Annotated in this window: 16 protein-coding genes; 2 read left to right on the forward strand and 14 right to left on the reverse strand. The window is 41.8% G+C overall.

Going from position 1 to position 22744, the window contains the following annotated elements; genetic code table 11:
* Positions 1-173 precede the first annotated feature (173 nt).
* From J8L84_RS17830 to J8L84_RS17855, 6 genes are all read right to left on the reverse strand, one after another.
* Positions 174-1283 (reverse strand): tyrosine-type recombinase/integrase, encoded by a 1110-nt coding sequence (locus tag J8L84_RS17830; RefSeq protein ID WP_211071873.1) that lies wholly within the window; start codon positions 1281-1283, stop codon positions 174-176.
* A gap of 1349 nt (positions 1284-2632) precedes the next feature.
* Positions 2633-2980, reverse strand: coding sequence for a hypothetical protein (locus J8L84_RS17835; protein ID WP_211071874.1), 348 nt, complete (start codon positions 2978-2980; stop codon positions 2633-2635).
* A 96-nt stretch (positions 2981-3076) separates the two neighbouring features.
* Positions 3077-4429 (reverse strand): DUF2254 domain-containing protein, encoded by a 1353-nt coding sequence (locus J8L84_RS17840; RefSeq protein WP_211071875.1) that lies wholly within the window; start codon positions 4427-4429, stop codon positions 3077-3079.
* Positions 4430-4468: 39 nt separating this feature from the next.
* Positions 4469-4606: a DUF2256 domain-containing protein gene (locus J8L84_RS17845; RefSeq protein WP_211071876.1), complete on the reverse strand. Its 138-nt coding sequence runs from the start codon at positions 4604-4606 to the stop codon at positions 4469-4471.
* Positions 4593-6131, reverse strand: a complete 1539-nt coding sequence (locus J8L84_RS17850) for a cryptochrome/photolyase family protein (RefSeq protein WP_211071877.1) — start codon at positions 6129-6131, stop codon at positions 4593-4595. The genes J8L84_RS17845 and J8L84_RS17850 overlap by 14 nt, the downstream gene beginning before the upstream one ends.
* Before the next feature lie 7 nt (positions 6132-6138).
* Entirely contained in the window at positions 6139-7584 is a 1446-nt protein-coding gene (locus J8L84_RS17855) for a deoxyribodipyrimidine photo-lyase (RefSeq protein WP_211071878.1), read from the reverse strand.
* 111 nt (positions 7585-7695) lie between these two features.
* Here J8L84_RS17855 and J8L84_RS17860 point away from each other — a divergent pair, with 111 nt between their 5' ends.
* On the forward strand, positions 7696-9009 hold the full coding sequence (locus J8L84_RS17860; protein ID WP_211071879.1) for a DASH family cryptochrome: 1314 nt from the start codon (positions 7696-7698) through the stop codon (positions 9007-9009).
* Between the two features lie 122 nt (positions 9010-9131).
* Here the strand turns inward: J8L84_RS17860 and J8L84_RS17865 are convergent, their stop codons facing one another.
* Positions 9132-9407: a hypothetical protein gene (locus J8L84_RS17865; RefSeq protein WP_013784088.1), complete on the reverse strand. Its 276-nt coding sequence runs from the start codon at positions 9405-9407 to the stop codon at positions 9132-9134.
* Positions 9408-9538: 131 nt separating this feature from the next.
* On the opposite strand from J8L84_RS17865, the gene fabA reads away from it, so the two are divergent.
* Positions 9539-10057, forward strand: a complete 519-nt coding sequence (fabA, locus tag J8L84_RS17870; protein WP_057791803.1) for a bifunctional 3-hydroxydecanoyl-ACP dehydratase/trans-2-decenoyl-ACP isomerase — start codon at positions 9539-9541, stop codon at positions 10055-10057.
* A gap of 83 nt (positions 10058-10140) precedes the next feature.
* On the opposite strand, the gene rmf is transcribed toward fabA, so the two are convergent.
* From rmf to J8L84_RS17905, 7 genes are all read right to left on the reverse strand, one after another.
* Positions 10141-10317 (reverse strand): ribosome modulation factor, encoded by a 177-nt coding sequence (gene rmf, locus J8L84_RS17875; protein ID WP_013784086.1) that lies wholly within the window; start codon positions 10315-10317, stop codon positions 10141-10143.
* Positions 10318-10619: 302 nt separating this feature from the next.
* Entirely contained in the window at positions 10620-12386 is a 1767-nt protein-coding gene (locus J8L84_RS17880) for a DUF3466 family protein (protein ID WP_211071880.1), read from the reverse strand.
* 12 nt (positions 12387-12398) lie between these two features.
* Complete coding sequence (locus tag J8L84_RS17885) at positions 12399-14339, reverse strand: ABC transporter ATP-binding protein (RefSeq protein ID WP_211071881.1); 1941 nt, start codon at positions 14337-14339, stop codon at positions 12399-12401.
* Entirely contained in the window at positions 14336-14569 is a 234-nt protein-coding gene (locus tag J8L84_RS17890) for a glutaredoxin family protein (RefSeq protein WP_013784083.1), read from the reverse strand. Before J8L84_RS17890 ends, J8L84_RS17885 begins: the two co-directional genes overlap by 4 nt.
* Positions 14566-16707 (reverse strand): bifunctional 23S rRNA (guanine(2069)-N(7))-methyltransferase RlmK/23S rRNA (guanine(2445)-N(2))-methyltransferase RlmL, encoded by a 2142-nt coding sequence (gene rlmKL / locus J8L84_RS17895; protein ID WP_211071882.1) that lies wholly within the window; start codon positions 16705-16707, stop codon positions 14566-14568. The genes J8L84_RS17890 and rlmKL overlap by 4 nt, the downstream gene beginning before the upstream one ends.
* Positions 16708-16782: 75 nt before the next feature.
* Positions 16783-17790, reverse strand: coding sequence for a quinone-dependent dihydroorotate dehydrogenase (gene pyrD, locus J8L84_RS17900; RefSeq protein ID WP_211071916.1), 1008 nt, complete (start codon positions 17788-17790; stop codon positions 16783-16785).
* A 77-nt stretch (positions 17791-17867) separates the two neighbouring features.
* On the reverse strand, positions 17868-22706 hold the full coding sequence (locus tag J8L84_RS17905) for an NAD-glutamate dehydrogenase (protein WP_211071883.1): 4839 nt from the start codon (positions 22704-22706) through the stop codon (positions 17868-17870).
* Positions 22707-22744: the final 38 nt, after the last annotated feature.

Genomic DNA, 22744 nt, shown 5'->3' on the forward strand with positions numbered 1-22744 from the left:
AGGGCAAAGGAGGAAACTAGAGATGAAAAGTTACGCGTAACTAGGTTTGCATAATTATTTCTATTATATCAGCAACTTAAAGCCATATAAATGACATCCAACAAATTCCACTATTAAAGAGAATAAGAAAGTAAATTTCTTATCGACCAAGAAGTGTTAGACAAAAACATACATTAGCGTTTGAATTTTTCTGATAACTTGGCCATTCCACCACGTTTAACGTTAGCTTGTTGTGTATAGTGACCTGGCATTTCAGGCGATTGCCAGCCCCCTGCCAATTGAAGTTCTGGCAGGGTAGCACCATTTTCAGCAAGTGAAACCGCGCCACCAACTCGGCCACTATGAGGTGTAATGTTTTCTTTTATTCCTGCACGAGCAGCAACTCGTTTCCATATCCTATATACACTCGAATAATCTAAGACTGATAAAGCAGGTTCGTTTACAGGAGAATGATGATGTGTATTTGGTTGTTCGTCAAAAGGCAGCAGTGCATGTCCGCGGTTAGAAACACGGCGAAACAGAATGCCTTTATTTATACGACGAGGATCATCAATAAGTCGTTCACTTTGCGACTTAGTATCAAAATTAGCCTCAGCAATATATTCATCCACCATGTTGATAGTGCTAGTAGAAATAAATCGATGAGAGCCCTTACCGCTTTGGTCGGACTTTGACGTAACGACCAACAATGCATTGTTGCGTCTACTAATATGCTCAGCACAAACACGGACTAACTCATCAGCACGCAAGAGTGCATCGAACATTAAGTTCATAATGGTTAAGTCACGCATCTCTAACAAGGTGTCTGGAATAATCTTATTGTTTATCTCATCCAGTAAATCGATAGTAAGTGGAACGGCTTGGTTATGACTGAGTTGAAATTTACGATTTTCAATAAGCGAGAGCCGAACGAAGTCTCGAAGATAAACAGATTGAATGATAGGATTTGGAAGCTTTGCAATGCCCAAAAATTTACTAAGCGCTGACAGACGCCGCTTTATAGTTCTGTAGGCTAGGGGAGACTTACACAGTTCTTCCACATAGCGTTTGATTGCGAATTCATTGTGAGAGAAATCATCATTGAAGCTTTCAATACCTTCAGACTGGCAGAAGATAGCAAAGTCGTTAAAATCACTAATATAAGCGCGTTGAGTATTACGCGGTAGTTTCGTGAAAATGTCACGAAAATACGCATCGACATATTCAGCTCGTTCGGTACTAGCACTATCACGATCGACGATTGATAGTTGGGTATTTGAACCAGGTTTGAATATAGACGACATCTAACTAACTCATTGTTATTATGATTAATTAAGGCAGTAAATTCACGCATGATAATTACAGTTATCATGCGTGAATTTACCAAAATAGCCTTGTGATAGCCCAATTCTACACACAAATACTGTTCATATATACAGCTTTAACAGCTATATTGACGTTTTCTCTATCTAATCGGCTATTTATTAAACGTGCGCTACGTAAAATTTAACGGTATATACCTCTATTATGCGCTCAGATTTCACGTAGAAGCGCATTTTGATAAGCTGATTTTCCCAATTTCTTTTGCCTAAACTTAGTCTAAATAATGAATATGCTAAGCACTGGATAAAGTGATTATTCAAATAGCATCACTCAATAAAGTCCTACCCAAAAACCTGAAATGGTTTGTATTGCTAATTTTTAAAGATAAAAATTTCTCTTAATAAAGCTATATTGAGGATTTTAATGCAGACTTACTAAGTCAAAAAATTTAATTAGAAAAATAGGTTAGGCATCTATTTTTTATAAAGAATAATCAGCAAAGAATTTGCTAATTAAGTTATCAGCCGCCAAGGCTTGAATGTCATTTTAATCACAATATCTGTTCATAAAATCAGTTTAAGGTTACATAAAGATACCAAGGTAAAGACTCATACGATGTTCTTATATAATCAACTACTAAGCCTTAGATAGAGCCTTAATCAAAACTTATTAATAAAACCTATAGACTAAACGCAATCGTAAAGTATCTAAATTGATAGCGATGTTAGCCAACTCAAATAATAAACGGAGCGTTTTAAACCTCGTAAAGCTTCTGTTTGTTGCCATTAAAATTATAGTATTCATTGCATACCTAGTTAATGTAAACAAAGCGATAAATATATCTAACCGTAGGAAAAGGGAATAGTCTTAAAGCAGGCCACCACGAGATACAGTGCTGGGAACACATTGACTTACAAACACGCCTACCTGATAGCTATATCGATATCCTATTTAACATAATATACATTATGCGCAATTAAGTGCATGAGGGTTTGGAGAGGTTGATGCTAGTGTTCTCAGTAGCTTTGCAGTGCGTGATGGCTTACACACTTTTTTGCGTCTGCAGTTATTGCTTAGGTTTGAGATGTGTTTTTATGACGTGCGTGAGATTAAAATCTGAGATGTTTTGCGTGGTGTATGTCGAACTTTTCGCGTACGCGCTCTATGTGAAAGCTACTATGTTATGGATATTTCGTTATGAATTTCTAGATTGAACAATTGAAAGACTGTAATTTTCAATAGATAACAAACTAAGGAAGGATTTTATAAATTAAGGGTTTTATAACAATATATGTTCAGTAAATTACTTTACGTTAAGATCTTCATAGTATTAATTTTTTAAGGCGGCATTTTCTATTTCTAATACAATTAAACGCTCTAGCATTCTTAACAGCTGTTTGCGGTTTTCCTTTTGAATTTTTGCCAGGCTTTTATTTAGTAAAATAATGTCATCTTCTGATAAGGACACTTCGACACTTTCGATAATATTCGCGTTGTGCACAAACTGTTTGTAATGACTTACGCTATTTTCAATTGCGGTATCTATTAAATGTTGCTGGCAGCCAACTAGCTTGCTAGTAATATAACGAGTAATAACTTTTCTTACTTCCGTCAAACATGTCGGAAAAGCTATAACGTTTTCTATATGTTGGTTTTTACCTTCGTCTGCTGTGCTCATTAAACGCTACCTCAATCTGTTTACTACAGTGCGCGTATTTAAATGTATATTACTCGGAATTAAATATTACATTACTAGATGCTTAAATTAGTATCTCTATGGATTAGAGTTTTTGTGGTTTAATTTATTCACTATTGCGTTTAACGTTTCTTTATCGCCCTCATAGGTCAATGCATTAATACTGCGCTCATAAGCTGTTTTGGCGTGTTCAGCTGCTGCGTCGGATACTTTACCGTTACTTGTTTTAGCAATGGCATCTAAGGTTTTCTGCATTCTTATGGAAACCTCAATCATAGTTGCGCCATCTCGAGCCACCCCAGAAAAAGCGTCATCAAACATATCTGCAGTGCTAATATCAGGTACGGTTACGTTGTTGTATTTAATATCGTCGTCTTCATTTTTATCTTCTTTTTGCGCCCACTGAATAAACAGTCGTGAATAACTGCCGAGAATACTAATGGCCGTACCCGGGTCGTTAACCGAAGGCGAAAGTGCACGGGATGCTATTTCTGATAAGACCACTAAGCCATATCTTGGGTCGGCTTCAAAAGAACGTTCGCTTCCAATCTGAAATGCCGAAAGCAGTGCTGACTTATCGTTTTTCTCATTACTTTTGCCACTGCTTTTATTTTTGCTGTTATCTTCGGAATGTTTCGGCTTAACGCTTTCTATATAGCACAGCGGCCTGTCGGGTGTACAAAATTGTCCAGGTAACATAGCGATGTGTACTTGAGTATCTTGTTCTTCAGCCCAAGCTTGTACTTTTGCCATATCAACCATTTGAACATAACCAATGCTATCGGTTGTTAGGGTTTGGTATTTTGAGGTATCACCGCCCTGCTCTTCCATATTTTTTGGCTGCTGCTTACCGCCGAGCCTTGGCGTAGACAACCGATGATTAATGGCTCGCATTGCGGCATCTTCAACCTTTTGTACTGTTGAACCCACACGTCCTAGTCTGGCTACACTGTCTACCCACCGAATAAACGTTAGAATGACGATGGCAAAGACTAAACAAGTGAGACAAAAAAGAAGAAATATTCCAGCGTCTTCGAAGAAGTTGTTACTTGAGGCCGTAATGGCGACTACGCTAAAGATAAACGCGCCGACAAAAGTAGACAGTGCATTTTGTGAGGCATCATCAGAGATAATTAAACTTACCGAACGTGGCGTGGATGACCTACTGGCTGACGCATAAGCACTTACCATAGTACCGGCAGAAAATGTCGCTATGACTAGCATGCTCGAAGCCATAATAGACAACAGAGTTTCGACCGATGCTTGCTCAACTTTAGGTAGGTGCTGCGCAAGTGCAGCTCCGTCTGCTAGCTTTGCAGCAAAAACGGCGGCTATAGACAATAAGCATAAAGAAAGTGGCTTTACCCACAGCTTTTCTTTGAAGCTAAAAAGCAAAAACCGCAATCTATCTACTGTGATAGGCGCATCCATGAATTTGTATCCTTTTTATTATGATTATAGTTAAAGGTTTTACTTCATACGTCTATTACCTGAACAACGTTTAGAACAATAAACCACATTCTCCCAATTCTTTTCCCATTTCTTGCGCCATGTAAAGGGCCGATTACATACTGGGCATGTTTTGCTTGGCAGATCACACTTCTTCATTATCAGATAACTTCGTTAAAAAAATGATCGCACTGTCTTTCATGGCATTAATATTTTCATCTTTCATTCGCGCATAAGTTTTATACATCATCGCCATTCTAGGGTTACCACTTAATTTTTCTTTCTGCTCATCTATGAAATGCCAATATAAGTAATTGAATGGACAAGCTTTCGGACCAGTTTTTTTACTGACTTGGTATCCGCAGTTTTTGCAGTAGTTCGACATTTTATTAATGTAACTTCCACTAGCGACATAAGGCTTGCTCGCGAGCTGGCCGCCATCACTGTATAAAATCATGCCAGCTACGTTGGGTAGTTCTACCCATTCATACGCATCCGCATACACTAACAAATACCACTGCTGAACTTCATCGGGTGATAAGCCGGTTAAGAGACAAAAGTTGCCCAGTACCATTAATCGCTGAATGTGATGAGCATACGCGTTAGCCTGTGTTTCCTTTATGCATTGGCGCATGCAGTTCATATTCGTTTGCCCATCCCAAAAGAAATCAGGAAGTGAACGATCATTATTGAAATAATTATCGCTCTTAAGGCCTGGCATAAAGTGCCAATAGAACCCCCTCACAAATTCTCGCCACCCCAGTATTTGGCGTATAAAACCTTCAACCGAGTTAAGTGGTGCCGTGCCGGCATAATAAGCTGATTCCGCAGCACTAATGGCTTCTTTCGGGCTTAACAAGCCACAGTTTAAATAAAAGGCGATATGAGAATGATACAACCACGGCTTACCTTCAACCATGGCATCTTGGTATTGGCCAAAATGGGGTAAGCGTTCTTCAATAAAATCGCTTAATACTGTTAAGGCATCGTCACGGGTAACGGCAAAATGAAATGGGCTAATGTCACCAAAATGATCACCGAACTCGTTTTCAACTAAATCAATAACGTCTTGGGTAATCGCATCAATTTCGAATTGCGTGTGGGTCGGCACATTTGTACCTGCCGGCATGGGCTCTCGGTTTTGAGAGTCGTAATTCCATTTCCCACCAATAGGGTTTTTATCTTCCATTAAGATGCCATGCTTTCTTCGCATCTCTCGATAGAAAAACTCCATACGCAATTGTTTTCTGTCATGCGCCCAATCACTGAATTCTTGAGGGGTGGCGAGAAAACGAGAGTCATTAATGATAATGACCGGCACTCCTAAGGTTTGCTCCCATTGCTGCATGCTTTTTAGCAACCGATATTCACCCGGTGATGTGACTTTTACACTGTCGTACTCGCCGTGTACTAATGCGTGTTTCACCTGTTCTAGCAAACTACCTTGGTTTGTTTCATCGTTAAATTCAATATAACTAACGTTAAAATTGTCTTCCTTTAATGCTTTTGCGAAGTGCCGCATTGCACTAAAAAGAAAAACAATTTTCTTTTTATGATGCTTAACGTAGGTAGCTTCTTCCCGCACTTCGGCCATCAGTATGGTGTCTTTCGTTTTTGTCGCGTTTTCTAGTACAGGCAAATTGTAAGTAAGTTGGTCACCTAAAATAAGTATTAAAGAAGCCATGGGTACCCTACTCTTTCAAAGCCTGAAATGCGTCAAGGGCACGCTGTCTCGATGCTTTTAAATCTACAATGGGTTTAGGGTAATTATCACCTAAATGGACACCCGCATCTTTAGCAATAATCGGTGGTGCATCCCAAGGTTTGTGTATGTACTTATCGGGAAGGTCGGCAAGTTCAGGGCAGTACTTTCTTACGTATTTGCCTTGTTTATCGAATTTCTCGCCTTGTAGTAATGGGTTAAAAATTCTGAAGTACGGTGCAGCGTCAGCACCGGTGCCTGCTACCCATTGCCAACCTGCGGTATTGCTGGCTAAATCAGCGTCTACAAGGCAATCCCAAAACCAGCGCTCGCCTTCGTGCCAGCTTATAAGCAGGTTTTTGACTAAGAACGATCCTACAATCATACGAACGCGATTGTGCATATACCCCGTTTGCCATAACTCGCGCATACCCGCATCCACAATAGGAATACCGGTTTGCCCTCTTTGCCACGCTTTAAGCGACTTTGCATCACGTCGCCAATTGAATTTATCAAACTTATCATTGAAGTTTTTATTCTGTATGGTTGGAAAATGGTACAGCAAGTAATAACTGAACTCGCGCCAGCCTAATTCACTCAAATATGTGTCTATGCTTTTATCTTCAGTGGTTTCAAATCTATCTTTAATGGCATACCACGCTTGATTAGGCGACACCTCGCCAAAGTGCAGATGAGGAGACAGATGAGAAGTCCCATTCATTGATGGAATATCTCGCGCATCTTTATATTTACGCGCAGAGTGCTCAATAAAATGCTGTAAATTGTCGGCCGCACCGTCTTCACCCGGTTTCCAATGATTTTTAAAATCACTATCCCAATTAAGTGATGGAAGTAAGTTCAGGGCATCTATACCGCAAGGGCGGTTAGTTTTACCGTTCTTACTATCATCCACATCGGCGTATGTAATGCGTGCTGGCGGCGCCTGCGGATAGCGCGGAGGCTCAACGTTCAAACACCCTTTTCGATAATACGGGGTGAAAACTCGATATGGCGTGCCATCTTTTTTTAGCACCTTCATCGGTTCCCACAACAAACTACCGTTACTACTGTGCGCCTCAAAGTCATTGTCTAAAAGCTGCGTTTTAATCGCTTTATCTCGATTAATTTGCCAAGGCTCATAACACCGATTCCAATAGATTCCTTTCGCTTCATAGGCTTCCATTAATGCAGGGATAAGCGCTTTAGGATCGCCTTTAAATACTTTTAGGTGGCCGTTTAATCTGTCGTTCAATGAATTCAACGAATGATGTAACCACCAATTGCTTGCGCCTCCCAATGCTCTACCATCAGGTGCATTGTCATCGTAAATGTAAATCGGGATTATTTTCCCCTCATCACAGGCTGCATTTAACGCGGGGTTATCTTTTACTCTAAGGTCCTGTCTGAACCACATTATCGACACTGGCACTGTCACGGTTAGCCCTTTTTTTGAACAATATATAAACACTTACGCATACGTATGATACGATAATCGCAGAAAGCAGGATCCGTCTACCCCAAAAAAATGTATAAGGGAGGGAACCCTATGTTACAGGATAATCATGTGATACGTGATTCAACAACACCTACTAGAGGCCTGTTTTGGTTTCGCCACGATTTGCGTTTTCACGACCAAGTAGCGCTATCATCGCTTTGTCAGCAGGTAGACGAATTAACGCTGCTTTATATTATTGATGACAGCTGGTTTGTACCGAACTCCTACGGTATACAACCCGTTGGTGAACATCGTTTTAATTTTCTTATAGATACAATAGAAGCATTAAACGAAAAAGCGAGCGCTTTGGGTCACTCTATTTTGACCTTAAAGGGCCAAACACCTGAACTACTCGTGTCTTTGCTTTCATCTAATGCCTATACGCACTTTGGTATTACTGACCATGGCGGCTATAACGAGCGCAGAGAAGCCGAAGCTGTTTCTCGTTTTTTCCCCAATATAGAAATAGTAACGGGCGAATCTAGCTCACTGTTTAATCAAGAAGACCTTCCTTTTAATCTTGAAGTCATGCCAGATGTCTTTACCCCTTTTAAGCGTAAAATAGAATCGGCAATAAAGCCTTGCGTCCCTGTAGCGACCTTAACTGCATTGCCTAGCCCTTTCACACCTGATATAGACACAAAAAACCAATATACGCTCAACCGTTGCCTTCCCCGTAATCAAGCAGAAGGGACATTCGTTGGAGGCGAAGAGGCCGCACTGTCTCACTTAAACAGTTATTTGTTCGAATGGAAAGTGGCAGCTAGTTATAAAGAAACACGAAACGCCTTAGATAGTTGGCGAGACAGCACTAAACTATCCCCTTGGTTAGCCACAGGTGCGCTGTCGGCACGATATGTTATTCAAGAAGTGAAGAAGTACGAGCAAAACGTCGTGAAAAATGATTCAACCTATTGGATTTATTTTGAGTTGCTTTGGCGTGAGTATTTTTATTGGCTTCAACAAAAGTTTGGGCCTAAATGGTTTCAATTCGATGGTATAAAATCAAAAATGCCAAACACCAGCCACGACCCTCAAGTCTTTGTCAGTTGGTGTAATGGGCAAACGGGATATCCCATTGTGGATGCGTGTATGCGTCAGCTTGCTGTTACGGGTTATATGTCTAATCGAGGTCGGCAGTTGGTGGCAAGTTGCTTTGTGAATGAGCTCAGGCAAGATTGGCGCTACGGCGCGGCTTGGTTCGAAAGCCAATTGCTGGATTATGATGTGGCTAGCAATTGGGGAAATTGGCTTTACTTGGCAGGCGTAGGTACAGACCCTCGTGAGAATCGGCAATTTAATTTGCAAAGACAAACCGAAATCTACGACCCCAATGGTGAGTTCTGTGCAAAGTGGCTAGGATAACGCCATTACTTGTCACAATAACATGCATAATAAGTCAGCTTTTTTAGGTTATGCGTATCCTGTGAGCAGTAAATACTGCCGCTGCGGTTACGTGTAACCTTGTTGAAGATAGTAAAAATGGGTTATCGGTTGTTTTTACGTAACCATTCATTAAGCAATTTTATTTGTCCGCATTTGTAAGCCGCATACATCAAACGTACTGAGTTAGACACAGCTTCACTATCACTCCACCCTGTTTTCTCTCGAATTTCATCGTAGCAAAGCTTGGCTTCCGGAGAAACATAGCCTCTTACAAGCTTTTTCCCTGCATCTCGTTGACGTTCTCGAAAGCGGCGTTGCTTATCTGCATTCGCTTTTGCCTTCTCTTTTATTGTGCTGTTTTTCGTATTTTCTGTCATAGTAATCACTAGCTCGTTAGTAGTTCGAGTTTAACACGCGTTTTTATTAAGAAAAATGACTGTTCGGAGTTGTTTAGCGTACAAGTGTTCGCTAAATTAGCACCGCGAATTTAAAAAACAACGAGTTGGGAATGTCAGACAGAAAAAATAGTTTTAACAAAGAAGATTTATTAGCATGCAGCCGCGGTGAAATGTTCGGTCCTGGTAACAGCCAACTACCCGCCCCTAATATGTTGATGATGGATCGTGTCGTTTCTATAACTGAAGATGGCGGTGAACATGGCAAAGGTGAAATAATTGCTGAGTTAGACATTACGCCTGACCTTTGGTTTTTCGATTGTCATTTCCCAGGCGACCCTGTAATGCCTGGTTGCTTGGGCTTAGATGCCATGTGGCAGTTGGTCGGGTTTTTCTTAGGCTGGTGTGATGGGCCAGGTAAAGGCCGAGCGCTTGGTGTGGGTGAAGTTAAATTCACAGGGCAAATACTGCCTACCGCCAAAAAGGTGACTTATAAAATTACCATGAAGCGTGTCATCAAGCGTAAGCTTTTCATGGGAATGGCAGATGGTTCTGTTGAAGTAGATGGCAGAGAAATTTATGTCGCTAAAGATCTTAAAGTAGGTTTGTTCCAAGACACGTCTAACTTCTAAGAAAACCGACACACATCAAAAACGATAAAAGCCCCATAAAAGGGGCTTTTTCATTGCTTAATCACTTTGTAAGAGAGAAGACGTTATTTGACACTAAGACCTACGTGCCTGTCTTCTACCGCCTCGCGCCAGCCTCCTAACCATTCAGACCGAGCGTCATTCTGTTGAAAAGGACAAATATCCTTTGAACGACCGCTAATACCAGCTTGATACCCTTTTGAATGGGCGCGTGTCAGTTTATCTCTTTTTTGTCTTTTCATTGATTAGCCTCTTTAACTTTGTAGGATGTGCTACAAATTCTCTCTCGGGCCCAATACATCTTTTTAAATTGATAGTGGCGGAAAAGTCATTGTGCACACTACTGTGATAGTGCAATGTGCCAAATGGTTCAACATAATTATTGTAAAGAGTGCATTGACATTTGGTAATGTTATGAAATATCAATGAATTTTATATTACACTTTTTAGGCATATATATTTCAGTTTTTACATCCTTTAGCAATAAAAAAGGCCGCTAGAAAGTAGCGGCCTTTGAAATATAACTAGAAATAAAGTGAATTGATTATTTCTTCAATTTGCGGCGGAAAATGGCGAATAAACTTAGTGTAAGTAGGCCAAAGAAGCTCGTAGAAGCTCCGCTACGCTCAAAGTTATCATTAACTTCCTCACCGTCATCATCAATACTACAATCGTCGATAGCGCCACCAGTAGGTGATAATTTAACAGCAATAATAGCATCTACTTCTATCGTTTCACCTTCTGAGCTAATCACATCAGAACCAGTAACATACTTACTGGTGGAACGAACACGAGCATTAGCAATAATTTCATCGTTGTCGTTAATGTCGATAGCTTCTAGCAAGGTGTATTCACTGTCGCACGGCGTTAAGTCGTTCAAATCTAGAAACTCTTCAGTTTCAATATTGAACATGAAAGCATGAGTTTCACGAACAGTATCAGATGTCGCATCAAAGTCTGATTTACCTACAATAATATTATTATTATTGATGGCATTTGCTTGTACGCCGGCCGTTGCAAAGAAACCGTCTGGGTATAATTGCTCTGTGGTATCCAAGTTGTATGCAAATAAACGTGAACGCGCAATATCACTCGATTCACGTAACACTGCACCCGCTACCCAGTTGTTATCGTTAATCGCCATTGCTTGGCTGAGCAAGTTTTCTTCTCTTGGCAGTAGCTCTTCTGTTTCACCATCTCTAAATACAGTGGCAACGCGCTCGCTTTCATTCAAACCTGAAGAGTTAGGACGTGTAATAGTAACAGCATCACCTGTTAACGCTTCACCCACTGCAATACCTTGTTCATTAATATCATAGGCATAAGAAAAGTAATGTGAGGTGTCATCTTCTTCAGGCGTGAAAAGCAATGGGAATGTATCAGTGCTTATTACATCACCGTTAACATCTAACTGCCAAATAGTGGCATTGACTTCTGATGAAAGTACGAATGCAGGTAAATAGTTGGTAGAGTTCGTCACAAAGTAACTAGAAATACGCGGTACGTTGAAATCACCGCCATAAATGCTGTAATAACATCGTCCTTCTGGAATATCTCCACGGGTTTCATCGTCTTCACAGGTTTCTATGGCTTCCTCAACCGTATCTAAAAAGCTAACAGTACTGAAACCAGCAACCTGTAGATTTTGATTCACAGCGCGAGCTGAAGAGAAGCCACCTAGCGTATCATCAACCGCTGGAATAATTTTAGTTCCGCTTGTGGTTTGCACAAACGCTTGCTGTGGCAACTCAGAGTAGGTGTAATTGATGGTGTCGCCATCTTCGTTTTCGTATTCGTCCAGAACAACAACGCCTGGAGAATCACCTACAATAAAGTTACCGCTTACGCTGTCTCTGCCGCCAGCTTCTACAGATTGGGTGTAATCATCGAATTTATCAGTAACTTCATCTAAACCAGGCACCAAGTCTATATCAGTAGTATCAGTTGAATAGGTTCTGAAGCTCGCGAGCTTCTGACCGATATTACTATCTTGGTTTGTAAGAAGAAAGTTGACGACTAAGGTGTAATCAGCATCAGTAAATACACCTTGTAGTGCATCATCTTCATCTTCTAGTGTCCCTGAAAACGTAGTAAAGAAACTGGTGTCATCTACTAGCTGATCCAAATCAACAGGTGGGTTAAATTCTAGCTGCACCATTGATAGCATTTTGCCGGTATTATCAATTGAACGAGCGAAGGTATTTTGACCAACATCCTGCAAAGGAAGTGGTGTCACGGTGTAGGTTTCGGCCACTGCCGAAACACTACCTGTTGCCAACAGAACGGCGACGGCAAGCTGAGTTCGTTTCATCTAAAATCCTATTTACTGCTGATTATCTTCCAGCATACTTTCTAATTCATCCCAGCGCGCATACTTCTGGGATAAGGCTTGTTCTTTCTCTGCTAACAGAGCTAAGGTTTTTGCAGTTTCATCGTTCCCTTTTTTAAAGAATTCAGGGTCGTTAACTAACAACTGCATTTCAGCTAATTCATTTTCATACTGCTCAATATCTGCAGGCAGCGATTCAAGTTCTCGTTGATCTTTATATGATAACTTTTTCGTCTTACGGGGAGAAGACTTAGCACTAGGACTATTCGAACTTAAATTAGTTTCATTCTTTACTTTGGCTTTTTCGTCTTTAATCACTTGTTGACGTTTAGCATTCTGATCTTTGTACCAGCTCTCTACATCTGTGAAGCCACCAATGAATTCCCGTAAGAAGCCCTCGCCTTCAAATACAACGCAACTATTGGCAACATTATCAACGAATTCCCTATCATGACTTACAAGTAAAACCGTGCCAGCATACTCATTTAACAGGGTTTCCAGCATCTCTAGCGTTTCAACATCAAGATCGTTTGTTGGCTCATCGAGTACAAGCAAGTTACTGGGCTTAAGCATTAACTTGGCCAACATTAGCCGGTTCTTCTCACCACCAGACAGTGACTTCACAGGTGCATTCACCCGTTCAGGTGAGAACAAATAATCTTGTAAATAGCTGATAACGTGTCTTGGATGCCCGTTAACCATAAGGTCACGTTTACCATCACCTACAGCATCAATCACTGTTTGTTCCAAATCTAAGCCATGGCGATGTTGGTCAAAGTAAGCCACTTCAAGATTAGTGCCTTGCTTACAGTTACCTTTATCGGGTGCTAGTTCACCTAATAACAACTTAATCAGGGTACTTTTCCCGCTACCATTAGGGCCGACTAAAGCAAGTTTATCGCCACGTAATACATTAAGGTTTAATCCCTTCACAATTTGATTACCGCCAATGGCGTAATCTAAATCGGTGACTTCAAACACCATTTTGCCCGAGCGTGTACCTTGATGCTGGTTTACTACCGCATTACCTTGTACTGCGCGCCTTGCTTTACGTTCGTCACGCAGTTTTTTTAATGCACGTACTCGGCCTTCGTTACGGGTACGACGGGCTTTTATGCCTTGGCGGATCCATACTTCTTCTTGCGCCAGTTTCTTATCGAATTCGGCGTTATGGGCAGCTTCAACTTCAAGGTCTTGCTGCTTTTTCTCTAAATAGGTTTCGTAATTACCTGGGTAACTGGTTAATCCGCCACGGTCTAAATCCACAATACGGGTTGCCATATTACGAATAAACGCCCTATCGTGGCTTACAAACACAATGGCGCCGTTATAGTTAGATAAACTGCTTTCCAACCAGCGAATCATTTCGATATCTAAGTGGTTAGTGGGTTCATCAAGTAACAATAAATCGGGTGAACGAACCAACGCCCGTGCAAGTGCCGCTTTACGGCGCCATCCACCAGATAAGGTGGACAATGAAATATCAGGCTCTAGTTTGAGCATGGTAAGCGTTTGTTCTATTTGCTGCTCAAATTGCCATGCATCACGGGCCTCTAGGGTTTCCTGTAAGGTTTGTAGGCGATTTAAGTTAGCTTCACTAGGGTCTTCAGCCACTAGCTTGGTCTGATGGTGATAGGCTTTAATGGTGTCGCCTACATCTGCTAGCCCTTCAGCAACGTAATCGAAAAGCGTCACGTCTGTGGTTTGCGGCGGATCTTGCTCTAATCGAGCAATAATGGTGTCGCTTTCTATAATGCGCTGTCCGTCATCGGCAATCACATCACCTGAAATCACCTTCATTAAGGTAGATTTACCACTGCCATTTCGGCCTACTAAACACACACGCTCTTTGGGCTGAACAATTAGTTCAACGCCATCTAACAAAGGGGGGTTGCCGTAGATAACAGTGATGTTCTTTAACTGCAAAATGCTCACTGTAAGAATGTCTCCAATGCGTTGGTATCAAATGGCCAGCCAATTTCGGCGCCATTGTCTTCCCGTTTCAATACAGGAATGCGAGCACCGTATAAATGATACAAATCGGTGCTATTACGAATATTTACTTTTTCGACGTTTAACGAAGAAAACTGCTGCGTATTAGCCAACTCAATGTCGGCTAAATCGCACAAACTACACTGTGGTCCCGTGTAAAACACTATTTTCATAACGCTTCGCTTGATAATGCTTCTTTTAATAAAGCATCTCTCGATAACGACAAGATCCAGCACTTATGAATATTTCCGCGGCGAGAAAAGTCTTCGGGTATGGTTTCTTGAGTAATATTTTCAATAGTGAAACCTAAGGCTTGTAATGCCTCTTCATCTAACTTAAACCCGCGTTTATTGTTAGAGAAAATTAACGTACCGCCATCGTTTAAGCAGTTTCTGGCATTCGTTAGCATAGTAACGTGGTCGCGTTGTACATCCCATGTGCTTTGCATACGCTTAGAATTTGAAAATGAAGGTGGATCGATAAATATTAAATCGTATTTACCTTTATGATCGCTTAACCACGATGTACAGTCAGCTTGAACAAAAGCATGTGGCCCATTTAGTTTATTAAGCGCCACATTCTTTTTCGCCCAGTCTAAATAGGTGTTAGACATATCAACGGTAGTGACTGACTTCGCACCGCCTTTAGCTGCAAACACAGACACACTACCGGTATAAGCAAATAAGTTAAGTACGTCTTTACCTTTGGCAAGCTGCATAACTTTTTGACGAGTGTTTCTATGATCTAAAAACAAACCAGTATCTAAATAATCGGTCAAGTTCACCAATAAGCGCGCACCGTTTTCGTACACTTCCATCATGGTGCCAGACTGGTTAATTTTTTCGTACTGCTTAGTGCCTTTTTGTTGGCTACGTACTTTTAGTACGATTTGCTTAGGTGACACACCAGTAACAGTAGGCAAATAAAGTAAAACTTCCTGCAAACGCTTACGGGCTTTGTCTTCCGACACAGTTTTAGGCGGTGCGTACTCTTGCACGACTAGCCAGTCACCGTACCTATCAATCGCCACGTTATAATCGGGCAAGTCGGCATCGTAAATACGATAACAGTTAGTATCAACTTTGTTGATCCAACCTTTCATTTTCTTAAGATTTTTCTTTAAGCGATTGGCGAATTCGTGGTTCGACGCATCTTCAGTAAACTGAACTGTGTTCTCTTCGCTTAACACATAGTTCACTAAACGGCACTCTAGCTTACCGTTGTTCATACCGTAGTCTTTGGTTGCGCGAAGTTTTAACACACGCAATAAGTCTCGGTTGCTGCTAAGCAATGAAACGTGCCAACCTTTCCATGCTTCTTTAAAGCGCTTACCCCATTCACTGAAAAGCGGAATAAGGGCGGTTAGTTCACCTAAACGCTCACCGTAAGGTGGGTTAGACACCATGTAACCTGGCGTTGCAACCGGCGGTGACGACTTAGTGGCGTCTTGGTTGCTGAATTTAATATCGTTAAATACGCCTGCGTAGTCAGCATTGTCTTTGGCTATGGCAATCATTCTGCGGTTGTAATCGGCAGCAAAAATTTCGCTTTTACTTTCTGTTTGGTTCGCAATGGCATCATTGACTAATGAATCCCAGTAAGCGGCATCGTGGCTTAGCCATTTACTAAAGCCCCAATACTCACGCTTTATGCCTGGGGCAATATTACGTGCCATAAAAGCTGCTTCAATTGCAATAGTACCCGAGCCACACATCATGTCAGCAAGAGGTTTGTCCATGTTTTCAGTCCAGCCACTGCGCATTAGCATGGCACAGGCAATGTGTTCTTTAAGTGGTGCGTCACCCGTTTCTTGACGATATGAACGTTGGTGCAAACTTGCACCGGCCATATCAAGTCCAATAATCACGTTATCTCGTTGAAGTCTGGCGTACACGGGGAAATCTGGCATTTTGCGCTCAACCGACGGGCGAGCTTGGCCTTCTTCTACGAATTGGTCAACAATGGCATCTTTAATTCTTACCGCGCCGAATTGGGTGTTCTTAATTTCGTAGTTAGTACCAATAAATTGCACTGACAACGTATGGCGAGATTCCATATGCATCTGCCAATCAATATCCATGGCTGTCTTATACAATTCTTCAGCATTGCCTGCCTTTCCTGTGCCTAAGATCCAAATAACACGGTTGGCTAAGCGAGACCAAAGACAAAGCTTGTAAGCGTCTTCTTTGCTTCCTTCAAACTGCAACATGCCCGGAGACTGTTTAATTTCTGCATCTGGGCACAAATTGAGTATTTCTTGCTTAAGGAGTTCGTCAAGACCGCGGCTGGTTGTTGCCAGAATAGTATTCATTCAATTACCTGATAGAGCGTGTGTTTATTAACACACGCTTGAGTGTATAAAACTGTAATGTGTCGCTTTGGCTAATTATAGCGCTTTTACAATGCGTTTAACGAGGTCGGGCCCCTGATAAATGAACGCAGAGTATACCTGAACTAGTGATGCTCCTGCATCTAAACGTGCTTTTGCGGTTTCAGGAGAATCGATACCGCCCACACCTATGATAGGAATGGCTCTATCAAGGGCACTAGATAGCTTTTTCGTTACGTTCAGGCTCATGTCAGTTAAGACAGAACCGCTCAAACCGCCCATTTCATCAGCATGCTTTAACCCTTGAACGGCATCACGAGACAGCGTGGTATTAGTAGCAATAACGCCATCCATTTTGCTGGCGAGTAACGATTGCGCAATACTTTGTATTTCACCATCTGATAAATCTGGTGCAATTTTAATAAATAGCGGTACGTATTTACCGTGAGTTTGCGTCAAGGTTTCTTGCGCTGCTTTAAGGCCTACCAATAACGCATCTAGCGCTTCACCATACTGAAGATTTCTAAGCCCAGGAGTATTGGGTGAAGAAATGTTAATAGTCACATAACTGGCGTAAGGATAAACCTTGCTCAAACAAATAAGATAATCATCAAGTGCCTTAGCATCATCAGTATCTTTATTTTTACCAATATTGATGCCAATGGGCCCTTTAAACTGGGCTTTTTTCACTTGAGAAACTAAGTGGTCAACGCCTTTGTTGTTAAAGCCCATTCGGTTAATGATGGCCTGTTTTTCAGGAATACGAAATAACCGAGGCTTAGGGTTACCGGCTTGTGGGCGAGGCGTAACCGTACCAATTTCTACGAAACCAAACCCCATTTCGGCAAATGCATCTATACAATCACCATTTTTGTCTAAGCCTGCCGCCAAACCCACAGGATTATCAAAGGTTATACCTGCAATCGTGACTGGCTTTTTAATTGTTGTGGTGCTGTAAGCCCACTTCAACGGCGTGTGTTGCGTTTTATTTAACCAGTTGATAGTAAAATCATGGCTTTTTTCGGGTTCGCATTGAAGCAACAGTTTTTGCACTAATGATTGCATAGGTGTTTGTTTTCGCTTGTGTTTGGTATAAAAAAGCCCTGTTTCACAGGGCTTCGTCATTTTTGATAGCGTGTATTCTAATGGCTAGACTTCACGCTTAAAAGCATCAATTCACGTAATGCGACAGAAAATTTCGCAAATTCGTGGGTTGAGCTGGTCTTAAACTCTGACATCATATGATACCAGCGTTTCAACAACACTTGGTTGCTCTGCATCCAATCTTCCAAAATTTTGTCTGCATCGCTAGCCTCTGGGTTTATTTGAAGAAGATTAGCGGCTATGGAACGCTGCTGCCAATCCAATTCTTCCCGGTAAGACGCACGGGCGAGTGCTTGCCAATGGTTACTGACGGCCTGATTATTAATTTGATCTAAGAACCAATGCAACTCAAGTTTAGAGCCAAGCTGGAAGTACAAACGAGCAACAACATCAACGGTATGTTTTTCAGCGGCAACAATGTGTGCTAAGTCGAAACTCGAGAACATATTTGAGAAGCTCGCTACTTGATACGCAATATCCTTCGGTACATCTTGAGCTACGTAAGTGCTTGTTTTTTCTTCCAGCTGTGAGTATTCAGCTTCTACCAAGTAGTTCTGCAGATTCTTAGATAACGTATTAAAAGTTTCACGGTAGCTCGCAATAGCCTCTTCAATCGACAAGGCTTTATTACCATGCCTAATATACCAGCGTGCGGCGCGGCGCATAATGCGGCGAGCTTCATCTAGCATCTTAAGCTGTAGCTTAGCGGAAATAACGTTATCTAAGTCTTCAATACGACTCCATAGCGTTTCCATATCAAAAATACCGTGCACAATGGCGTAGGCATTGGCAATGTCATCTACGCTCGCGCCGGTTTCTTCTTGAATACGGAACATAAAATTAAGGCCCATATCATTAACCATATTATTAGTTAATTTAGTGGCAATAATTTCACTTCTAAGTGGGTGCTGTTGCATATGTGTACTGAACTTCTCACGTAACACTTCAGGGAATGCTTGAAGCAGCAATTTACCGTGGTAAGGGTTATCAGTGATTTCTGGAATATTCAGTGCATCTTTTAACACCATTTTTCCATAGGCAATCAAAACACTAAGTTCAGGTCGAGTCAGACCACGATCTGACGCCACTCTATCGGAAATTTCATCATCGCTGGGGATGAACTCAAGCTCTCTGTTAAGTTGCCCTTCACGCTCTAAACCGTGAATAAAGCGAAGCTGTTCTTTCAATAAGCTTACGCCTGACATCTCTGTAATCGAAATAGATTGAGTTTGACGATAACAATCTTTAATCACAATACGGGATACGTCGTCGGTCATCTCGTGTAGTAAGTTATTACGCTGTTTAACCGTAAGCTCGCCGTCGTTTACCACGCTGTTAAGCAAGATCTTGATATTCACTTCGTTATCGGAACAATCAACACCACCTACATTATCGATAAAGTCAGTGTTTACACGACCGCCGGAAGCAGCATATTCAATTCGCCCTAGCTGTGTTAAGCCTAGGTTACCGCCCTCGCCTACAATTTTAGCTTGTACGTCTTTACCATTTAAACGTAAGTCGTCATTGGCTCTGTCGCCCACTTCCGCATGAGACTCTTTAGAGCTCTTAACATAAGTTCCGATACCACCATTCCAAAGCAAGTCCACAGGCATTTTTAAAATGTTATGGATAAGTTCGTTTGGCGTCATCGTCATTTGACGGGTACCTAACCACTTCTTCATTTCTGGTGTGAGCTTAATCGATTTCGAAGAACGGCTGAAAATACCGCCACCTTTTGAAATCAATTTTGAATCATAATCTTCCCAACTTAACCGTGGGTTTTCGAACAATCTAGCGCGCTCTTTGTAACTTGCTGCTGCATCTGGATCGGGATCGAAGAAGATATGTAAATGGTTAAACGCCGATATTAATTTGGTGTGCTTAGATAAAAGCATGCCGTTACCAAATACGTCACCCGCCATATCACCCACACCCACCGCAGTGAATTCTGTGGTTTGACAATCGATACCGATTTCACGGAAGTGACGTTTAACAGACTCCCATCCGCCACGGGCAGTGATACCCATTTTCTTATGGTCATAACCGACGCTGCCGCCTGAGGCAAACGCATCGCCTAACCAAAAGCCAAATTCATCAGCAATACCGTTAGCGATATCAGAGAAGGTAGCGGTGCCTTTATCCGCCGCTACAACCAAATACGGGTCATCTTCATCTAATCGCACCACATCTTTAGGTGGCACTACCTCACCGTTTACAATGTTGTCTGTGATATCAAGCAAACTGGTGATAAAGGTGCGATAGCACGCCTGGCCTTCAGCCTGAATCGCTTCTCTGCCTTCGCCAACGGGGAGCTTTTTACAAACAAACCCACCTTTGGCACCAACAGGCACAATCACCGTATTTTTTACTTGCTGTGCTTTTACTAAGCCTAAAATTTCAGTTCGGAAATCTTCTTGGCGATCTGACCAACGAAGTCCTCCACGGGCTACCTTTCCGCCGCGTAAATGCACACCCTCTAAACGTGGGCTATAAACAAAAATTTCGAATTTAGGCAGGGGTAACGGCATATCAGGGATCATTTCAGGCAGCATCTTAAATGACACATAAGATTTTTCATTGCCTGCTTCATCGGGCTGATAGAAGTTGGTACGAAGGGTTGCCGACATCATATCTAAATAACGACGTATAATTCTGTCGTCATCTAAATTACTCACGCTGTCTAACTGAGTCTTAATATTCTCAAGTAACGCTTCTTCTTTTTTCGCGCTACGTTTTTTCTTCGGATTAATGCGCTGGTCGAAAAACTCCACGAGCAAGCGGGCAATATCAGGGTAATTAGCTAACGTATTCGCAATGTAATCACGACTGAATGAGCTGCCGGTTTGACGCATGTATTTTGCGTACGCACGTAAAATAGTGACTTTACGGCCGGTTAAATTAGCACCCAAAATTAAGCGGTTAAATGCATCGTCTTCTAAGTCGTTATTCCATACTTTCGCAAAGGCATCTTGGAATAAGGTTTGAGCACGCTCCATGTCAAAGTGTTGGCCACTTTTATGTAACATGGTGAAGTCCATCACCCAGTTTCTAAAACCATCTGGGCAGGTAATCTTGTACGGGCTTTCATCGATTACGCGCAAACCGAAGTTTTCAAGCATAGGCAGTACGTCAGAAAGATGGATAGGCTCAGCACGATGGAACAACTTAAGCTTCACTACTTGGCTGTCAGACTGCTCTTCTTGTGGACGGTAAAACAGCATGTCGAGAGTATGATCATCATCTAACTGTTCAATTTTGCCAATATCAACAAGGGCATCACCCGGTAAGTTCTGTTCCATATAGCTACGGGAAAACGCATTGCTATATTTACGCTCAAGGGCTTTACCTTGGGCTTCACCGTGTGCCGCTGAAATAGATGAAGCCAGTCGATCGCTCCATGTTTTAGTCAGCTCAATAATATTGCGTTCTATTTCCTTCACATCAAATTCCGCGTTGTTGTCGTTGACCCTAGCAATGTAATGCGTGCGCGCATACACAGATTCAGAAAAGAACGTAGTAAATTCAACTTCTTCTTTAGCACCTAACGACGCTTTTAGTAGCGCTTGGGTGTCTACACGTAATTGCGTGTTATAACGCTCACGAGGTACAAATACCATACACGAGAAGAAGCGCCCAAATACATCTTTGCGAATAAATAAGCGTGAAATACCCCGCTCTTGCATCTGGAATATGCCCATCACGATTTGCGCTAACTCTTCCGCTGGTGTTTGCAGTAGCTCATCACGAGGGTAGGTTTCTACAATATTAACGAAGGCTTTAAAGGCATGGGTACCGGGTTCATAGCCAGATAAATCGCAAATACGCTGAATTTTTTCCCTCAACATAGGAAGCTGCGTCACACTTTGATTATAGAAAGACGCAGAATAAAGACCAAGGAAGCGGTGCTCACCCACAACTTGACCGTCTTTGTTAAACGCTTTCACGCCAACATAATCCATATAAGCAGGACGATGAACACGAGCACGCGAATTAGTTTTGGTCAAAATTAACGGACTTTGACTTAGTGCCTCTGCTCTTGCACTGGCCGGTAATTTCGACAACAGGCGCTCTCTGTCGTTAATAGAGTTCTTTAATAAACCTAAGCTCGTATCGTTAGACGGAATCCAGCGATGGTCGCCTTCTATGGCCTTCACTTCGTAATAACGATAACCCATCATGGTAAAGTTGTGGTCGCTTAACCATTGTAAGTAAGCTTTAGTTTGTTTCTTTTCATCAGCAGACACGGGCCAGTTTAGCTTTGTACTGTCTTTAACCACCGTTTCTAACTTAGTGGTCATTTCTTGCCAGTCTTTCACCGCCAACGACACTTCGTCTACGACTGAGTGTAATTCTTTAGTTAATTCATCAATGTCTTTTTTCGCACTTTGATGGTCAACCTCGATAAAAATTACGGTTTCTTTTCTGGCATTTTCAACGGTCTTGCCAGGCTCTGCAAATTCCGCCACTTGGTTTTTATTATTTCGCTTTATTCCAATTGGGCTATGCAAAAATAAATGCGCAGTAATATTTAATCGGTTGAGTGACATACGAACCGAATCTACAAGAAACGGCATGTCTCTAACAATTATTTCAACAATGGTATGGCTTGAGTGCCAACCATGTTTTTCTATTTCTGGGTTGAAAACTCGAATGTAGGGAGCTGAATTATCAAATTTAGCAAGCCCATTCCATAAGCTTAAAGTGGCGCCATATAGATCGCTGTCGTTACGATCTTCTAAGTCATCACTTGAGATATTTTTATACAACAGGCGTCCGAATTGCTGCACGAGTGACTTCTGCTGGGCATCCACCTTTTTTTCAATGAGTGCAAATACATTATCTAGCAGTACTGAGTGTCGCTGTGAGGTGACTGTCATTAGTTAACCTTATAAATGTCGTAAGTGCTAAGTTGCGC

It is taken from the genome of Alteromonas sp. MMG017, assembly GCF_018100795.1.
Lineage (GTDB): Bacteria > Pseudomonadota > Gammaproteobacteria > Enterobacterales > Alteromonadaceae > Alteromonas.